General features: G+C 36.1%; 5 protein-coding genes. 1 reads left to right on the forward strand and 4 read right to left on the reverse strand.

Annotation, left to right across the window (positions count from 1 at the left end; all coding sequences use genetic code 11):
- The first annotated feature begins 15 nt into the window (after positions 1–15).
- Positions 16–993, forward strand: coding sequence for a YpdA family putative bacillithiol disulfide reductase (locus ACN0TV_RS16835; RefSeq protein WP_417364478.1), 978 nt, complete (start codon positions 16–18; stop codon positions 991–993).
- Here the strand turns inward: ACN0TV_RS16835 and ACN0TV_RS16840 are convergent.
- The 4 genes from ACN0TV_RS16840 to ACN0TV_RS16855 all read right to left on the reverse strand — a co-directional run bounded on the left by ACN0TV_RS16840 (position 987) and on the right by ACN0TV_RS16855 (position 7,593).
- Complete coding sequence (locus ACN0TV_RS16840) at positions 987–1,754, reverse strand: zinc-dependent peptidase (RefSeq protein ID WP_417364480.1); 768 nt, start codon at positions 1,752–1,754, stop codon at positions 987–989. The two genes, ACN0TV_RS16835 and ACN0TV_RS16840, sit on opposite strands and share 7 nt — an antisense overlap.
- A 211-nt stretch (positions 1,755–1,965) precedes the next feature.
- Complete coding sequence (locus tag ACN0TV_RS16845; RefSeq protein WP_410004450.1) at positions 1,966–3,399, reverse strand: SusD/RagB family nutrient-binding outer membrane lipoprotein; 1,434 nt, start codon at positions 3,397–3,399, stop codon at positions 1,966–1,968.
- A gap of 11 nt (positions 3,400–3,410) precedes the next feature.
- A complete protein-coding gene (locus ACN0TV_RS16850; RefSeq protein ID WP_410004449.1) occupies positions 3,411–6,656 on the reverse strand; it encodes a SusC/RagA family TonB-linked outer membrane protein in 3,246 nt (1,081 codons plus the stop codon).
- A 403-nt stretch (positions 6,657–7,059) separates the two neighbouring features.
- Positions 7,060–7,593, reverse strand: a complete 534-nt coding sequence (locus tag ACN0TV_RS16855; RefSeq protein ID WP_417364483.1) for a hypothetical protein — start codon at positions 7,591–7,593, stop codon at positions 7,060–7,062.
- Positions 7,594–7,837 lie beyond the last annotated feature (244 nt).

Here is a 7,837-nt window from a genome sequence, read left to right on the forward strand (position 1 = left end):
TAAAATAAATTTTGAATGCCTATCAAAAAAACGAAGGACGTTCTAATTATTGGTGCGGGGCCCATAGGCATAGCCTGTGCCCTTGAATGTAAAAAGAAGGGGCTGGATTATGTTGTGGTAGAAAAGGGTGCGCTAACCAATTCCCTTTACAATTATCCGCTAAACATGACTTTTTTTTCTACTTCGGAAAAATTAGAGATTGGTGATATTCCATTTATAAGCAATAACCCAAAACCCAATAGGAATGAGGCTTTGGAATATTATCGCCGCGTCTCTACTTCAAATAATCTTCACATAAATTTATATGAAACAATACTTTCTGTAGAAAAAGTGAATGAGTGTTTCAAAATTATTTCAGAAAAAAATAACTACACCACAAAAAAAGTAATTGTAAGCACGGGTTTTTATGATATTCCAAAAATGTTGAATATTCCGGGCGAAGAATTGCCAAAAGTGATGCATTACTACAAAGAAGCACATCCGTTTGTAATGCAAAAAGTTATTGTTGTTGGTGCAAGTAATTCGGCAGTTGATGCCGCATTGGAAGTTTGGCGCAAAGGCGGTGACGTAACCATGGTTGTTAGAGGCCCTAAAATTGGAGAACGTGTAAAATATTGGGTAAAGCCAGATATTGAAAATAGAATTGAAGAAGGAAGTATAAAAGCATATTTTAATTCTGAAATAATAAAAATTACTAAAAACGAAGTTTTTATACAGACTCCAAAAGGCCCAAAGATTTTAGATAATAATTTTGTGATTGCACTCACAGGATATAAACCAGACTTTAAATTTTTAAAAAGTTTGGAGGTTCAATTTTCTGAAGACGGCAATTACTTCCCAAAATACAATACTGAAACTATGGAATCAAACGTGGAAGGACTTTATTTGGCAGGTGTAATTTGTGGCGGTTTGGAAACACACAAGTGGTTTATTGAAAATTCACGTGTGCACGCGAAAATTATTATTCAAGACATTTCAAAAAAGAATCAATAATCTGCAAAATTAAAGTTGAGCAACTTTTTTGTATGTTCGTATATTTTAGGGAATATTCTCTTAAAATCTTCAGGGGATTCAAAAAAATATTCTGTTAAAACAGCCATAAATTCGTATTGATTGGCGAATGCATATTCCCTAAAATATCTTGTTTTGTCTAATTGATCTTTTACATCCTGTCGCATCAATTGTTTTAAGATAGCTTGAAAATGTTTTGAAAATCGGGCAGAATCCAAATCTCTGGCTTGTTTTGCCTCTAATTGCATTGCATGTGTAAATTCGTGGATTCCTATATTTAAATTATCATTTTCAATTTTATATCCTTTTTCAAAATCCTTCCATGAGAGCACAATTACTTTCTCTCGTGGATTAAATTCCCCTTTGTGGTAGGCATCATTTATTGCGCTATAAAATTCCTCTGGATAAATCAAAATGAAATCAACAAGATTGTAAGTGTAATTTCTTCTCCCAAAACTTAACATACAGGCAATTGCAGCAACCAAAACCTTCATTTTTTCAGTGATTATAACTTCTTCCCTTCCTATAATTTTTTTTTCTGATAGGAATTGTGCCATTCTATGAACAAATTGCTTTTTATTTTTTTCTGAAAGCATGCGATAAAACACAAATTCATTTTGGAGTATTTTTAGTTGTGAAGGGGGCAGTTTTCTATAAACGAAATAATGCCTAAAAAGAGGTCTGTCAAAATTTGAAGCAAACCAATTTTCAAATACTCTAAAAAGAAAAAAAGCAATACCCATCAAAACTATTCCGTAAGCATATGGAGCGAGCCAAGGGGCATAAGCTTCAGATTGAAGAAAAATTGGCATGGGGCTAAATGAAATTTTTATAGTATTTAAAACGCATTAGAAGTTTCTTTATTTCTTTAAAAATATGCAAATGATAGGAAATAAAAAATCCCCGGCATAATGCCGGGGATTTTATTAAATATTAATTCTATGTGGCTCTAAATTAAAAGCCCCAAGTGTTATCAAATTTATCCCAGAAAAGTCTAGTTTCTGTTGCATCGCCGCCAATTGCACCAGCAGCCTCTTCATAATTTGTTGGGTTTAGGTTAATTTCGCTAACAGGGTAAGGGTAGCGAACAGGATAACCAGACTCGGCATCAATTGGTTTAACCAAAACTGGAAAGTCTAAACGTCTAACAGAAAGCCAAGAAGCAAATGTTCTGTTATAGTTTGCTAACCAAGCTTGAGTACCAATAGATTCTCTCCAAGCTCCACTGTTATAAGCAACAGCAGGATTAGCTAGATAACCAGCAAGGCCATCTGCGCCCCAGAAATCAAAAGAAGCAGTGATACCAGCTATGTAATGGCTTTCAGCATCACCACCAACGTTATATCCTCTTGCAGCTGCTTCAGCTAATAAAAATTCAGTTTCAGCATACTGTAGGAACCAACCAGGGTAATCGCCACCTAAAATAGATGGAGTTACATGGCTATAATCAGAATAAACAGTTTGGTCACCAATTACACCTCCGATATATTCTCCGTTAACATCAGTGAAAAAAGAAGCTCTACGTGGATCTTCTAAGGTATTCATTAAATCAATAATAGTTTTACCGGCAACGTAATCATTACGGTTACTCAAAACTAAATTATTATTTAAAGGATTACCGTTTGGAGGAGCTGTATATGCATATCCAGCATCGTCTGCATTGCTTGTAAATACTCCAGAAGCAAAAGCAGATTCAACTGCTGCTTTTCCAGCTGCACCATCCGCATCGGCAAGGATAATACCCATTCTTAATTTAAGTGTATTTGCAAACTTCTTCCATGAAGCAACATCACCCGAATAGATTTTTTCTTCATCACCAGAAAAACTTCCTTTGCTGGTATCCATAGAGTTAATAGCAGCTGTTAAGCGTACAAGTAAATCTTTGTAAATGGTCATAGCATCATCATACTTTGGTAGTAAGTTATCAATATCCAAAGCTTCAGAATAAGGAACATTTCCATAGGTTTCAACCAAATTGCTCCAAGCGTAAACATTCATTACCTCTATAATGGCCAATTTATTAGGCTTTAATGGGTTTGTAATGTCGTTATCAGCAGCAGCAATGTTTATGCTTGCTTCCTTAAGATCTCTCAACACATCTCTGTACATTTCTCTCCAGTGATTATCTGGAATTGGACGGGTTGATTGATCATAGTTACTCTCATCAGGATAAGTGGTTTCCTGCCAATGCTGAACAAACAATCTAGTATTGTTAAAGTTTACGTTTGGCGTCGTGATTTGATCAGCTAGCTGCTTTTGGGCAGAAGCGAATAAACTCTCACCACTAACTGCTGTAGGGTCTTTTATATTCTGATTCAGATCCTCTAGGTTGTCTGAACAAGAGACGGCGAAAACTGCCGCTGTTAATATTAAAATCAGTTTCTTCATTTTTCTTTATATTAAAATTGTGCTTTAATGTTAAACCCGTAATCTTGGGTAGTTGGCAATGAACCTGTAATATATCCTTGAGAGTTACCTGAACTCAATCCAGATTCTGGATCTGCATAAGGTGTCTTTTTATCAATGATCCAAAGGTTTGAGCCAGTTACCGTAAACTGAAGGCCTGTCATAAATGTATTGTCAAGGAATTTTGAAGGCAAAGTATAGCTTAGTGAAGCTTGACGTAACTTAACATAGCTAGCATCATACACAAATTCAGATTGTGGATAAGCAGCATAACCAAATTGACCAAACTCAGAAGCATCAACTCTAGTTGTATTTGGAACATACACTGGGTTCTCGTCTGTTCCAGTATTTACAACTCCAGGATTAATAAAACCACCTCCGTTTTCAATAGTATTTCTTACAGGGTTTCCTAAATCATTTATGTAAGCAGACTCAGGATATAAACCTGTTGCTTGACCGTAATATTGATCCAGGGAGAACACAGAGCCACCTTGCTGAACATCAATCAAGAAACTAAATGACCACGATTTATAATTAATAGTATTGGTAATACCCATTAACCAATCTGGATTAGTATCCCCAATTTTTTCATTAGGTCCAGTTTTTAAATATCTTCCATTGGCTCCAACTACTCTATCTCCATTATCGTTATAAACGTAATCAGCTCCATAGATTACACCGTAAGGTTGTCCAGGTACCGCATTAATTTTTACACCACCTTGGTAACTAGCCAGCTGAAATACTTCTACTCCTTCTGGAAGCGCAATAACCTCACTCTTGTTTTGGGTAAAGTTACCGTTTAGCATCCAGCTAAAGTTATCAGTTTTTACCGGAGTAGCGTTCAAAGATATTTCAAAACCTTTGTTTTCGATTTCACCAGCATTTAACAATTTTCTAGATTGACCAGTTGCTTCAGAAATTGGCACTTGTACAATTTGGTCAAGTGAGTTTGTCTTGTAGTAAGAAAAATCAAAACCAACTCTGTTATTAACAAATCTCATTTCAAGACCTGCTTCATAACTTTTAGTACGCTCAGGCTTCAAATTTGGATTATTAGCGGTACTAGGAACAGAAGTTCCAGTATCTATATTAATATCAAAAGTGTTAAACAATTTATCAAATTCTGGTCCATTTCCTACTTCAGCGTAGTTAACTCTTAACTTACCAAAAGAAATAGCATTTACGTTAATTAATTTACTAAATACAAAACTGGTAGAAACAGATGGATAATAGAATGAACTATCATCTACAGGAAGTGTTGAGAAATGATCTCTACGTATTGTTCCATCAATATAAACAACATTTCCAAAACCAAGAGAGGCACTTGCGTAAACACCATCTACACCAACTTTCTGTGCTACTTCTTGAGATTTTGGAATATCATCTCTTGAGTTTTGAATTGAATAAAGTCCTGGAACAACCAATCCACCAGCGGTAGAATTTGCTATAGAGTTAAACTCATTTCTTCTAATGTTTGTTCCCAATATACCTGCTACATTAATACTTTCAGAAATATCAGCATCAAAGTTGAACATTAAATCATAATTGGTTTCAGTAACGGTCAAATCACGTCTTAAATATCCAGAACCTGCATTAGGACGAGCTACACCTGGAGGTGCTACACCAAAACTAGTTGGAACAGACCCAACGGCTCTGCGCTCTTCCTGCTGCTCGTTATAAGTATCTGTTGAAACTCTACCTGTAACATTTACCCAATCAGCAAGCTTATAATTTAGCTCAAAATTACCTAAGAAACGACTTCTACCGTCATTCTGATAGTTCTCATAACGAGTCCAATAAGGGTTATCCCAATATATTGGGGTTGTCCCTGGCGCAGAAGAACCTGGGTTCCATCCAATATTTCTCTTAGTGTTATTGTAAATATTCCACTGTTCCTTAATATCAACGTTGGTTTGCCACCATTGTTTCATGTTACCAACTACGTTATCATTATAACCAGTTGAGTTACGCCCTATTGCACTAGTTTTAATATAATTTGCAAAACCACTAGCTGTCAACTTATCCGATAGATCAAAAGTACCGCTAAAAATGAAGTTATGTCTATCTATTTGACTGTTAGGCAATAAACCTGATTGATCCAACTTAGTATATGACATACGGTATGAACCGTTTTCAAAACCATTGGAAAGAGATATAGAGTTAGTTAAAGTAACTGGAGTTTCAAAAAATGTAATTGCTCCATTTGGAGAGTTCACCCAAGGTGTTCTTTTTAGATAGTTTGGTGATGCAGGATCAAATGAATCCCACTGATAGATTAATCGTCCATCGAATGCAGGCCCATAAGAAGCGTCATCAAGATAATTGGAAACAACATCATCAATGCCGTCACCATCAATATCCTCAGAAGTAAAAGCTTGTCCACCATAACCCGCTCCGTAGCCATCCTGATACTCAGCAAATGTGCTTTTATCAATAAACCCTACTTGTGCATTGGAGTTAATAGTAACACCCATCCCTTTAGATTTTTTACCTTTTTTGGTAGTAATAATAATTACACCACTTGCGGCGCGAGAACCATAAAGTGCAGATGCAGCTGCACCTTTCAGTACGTTCACAGACTCAATATCGTCTGGATTAATATCTGCAGCAGCATTACCATAATCATAATAGTTACCTCCAGACGAGTTCTTTTGACTCGCATCGTTGGTATTTCTATTGCTAATCGGCACTCCATCCACAACAAATAATGCTTGGTTGTCACCTGTTAAAGAAGTAATACCTCTAATAACTACGTTAGTAGAACCACCAAAGTTGTTGTTTCTTCTAATTTGAAGACCCGCAACCTTACCAGAAAGACCGTTCGTAAAGTTATTTGTTTTTACAGTAGCCAAATCTTCTCCTGCTACTTGTTGCGTAGAGTAACCCAGTGATTGTTTTTCACGGGATATACCTAGTGCAGTTACTACAACTTCGTCCAGAACGGATCCAGCTTGCATAGTAACATCTATCTTATTTGATGCCCCAACAGCAATCTCTTGGGTATCAAAACCTACATAACTATAAACAAGTGTTTGTCCTACTGCAGCATCAATGGTATAGTTACCATCAAAATCAGACTGCGTTCCAGTACTAGTACCCTTTATAATTATGTTAACTCCTGGAAGTGGCAGGCCTGTGTCATCGGCCACCGTTCCGGAAATTGTTTTTTCCTGTGCAAAAGCGAGCTGCACAATCAACACTAACAAAAGTGTTAAAATTCCACTAAACTTTGTTTTCATTTTTTTGTTTGTTTGAATTAGCACCCCAAAAGTGCCAATAAAATCTTACAATTCCAACTTTTAATGAAAGTAGATTATGAAAATTTTATCAAAAAGTTATTTTAAAAACGGTCTTTCACCCTAATTTTTAACATAAATTTCTACAAACCCTTGATTTCCTTATGTTTTCGGAAGCTACTTCAAAACCCACATTCAATAAAAGGGTCTGAAAAAAAAATGAATTATTTTCAAACACTTTATCAACAATTGCACTACTAACGCAAAACCAAAAGGATTTATGCTATTTTAACAAATTAGCATAAAATCTTAAAGTCCTGTTAAACTTTTATTGCGGTTTTCGTAAATTTTCTCTTATCTGATTGATAAAAATTAATGGAGAGAAATAAGAGCTTGGGCAATATTTCTACTTCGCGGAGCCTTCACCTTTAAACTGTTGGGAATTGCTTTTAAATAGTACATTAAAGGTGGTCAAACTTCCATAACAACGGGTTATATACTGCTGAAGATCAATTTTGTCCTGCTCGGCCAATTCTTTACTGGCGTTTATCTTTTGTTCCATTACCCGCAGTCGATCTCTCAACATTACGATTTTATGAAAAAAAGTATCGATGGGTATTTCCTTTGAGGCCAAATTTGGATCGGCAGGTTTCAGTACCATATTGCCTCCCTTCCACTTATCGGCTATCGGCACGATCTCGCTAAAGCCATTCCATTTTTTTAGAATATCGCGAAGGCTTTTTTCCACTTCATAGAAACTTACCGTGTCCACCTCGTCTTCCGCGGCTTCAATAATTTCGAAATCGTCGTCGGTGGCTATGGTTTCAAGACCGTTTTCAATAAAAGTTACCCAGTACATTTTTGCCGTTACATTGGTTACCACTCCTTTTCCGTATTCGGGGTGATCTATTCGAGAGCCTATTCCTAATATTTGTTTCATTTGTTTGTAATTTGTTATTCGTCTAAAAATATAAAATTAAGTGAGATATTAAATTTTCCCTACAAATTTACTACAATGAAAAAACCATCCGTCTTTCGAGGGATGGTTTCTTTGGTTCCATTAACCAATCGCGAACTACTTCTTCTTAGGAGCAGTTGGCGAAGCCTTTTTGTTATCCTGTTTTTTGGCTTGTGGGCCTTTTGCAGGTTGCGGCTTTTTGTTTTGCTGTTGTTGTGGCATAACA

Origin of the sequence: Galbibacter sp. (assembly GCF_048266365.1) — a bacterium.
Classification (GTDB): Bacteria; Bacteroidota; Bacteroidia; order Flavobacteriales; family Flavobacteriaceae; genus Galbibacter.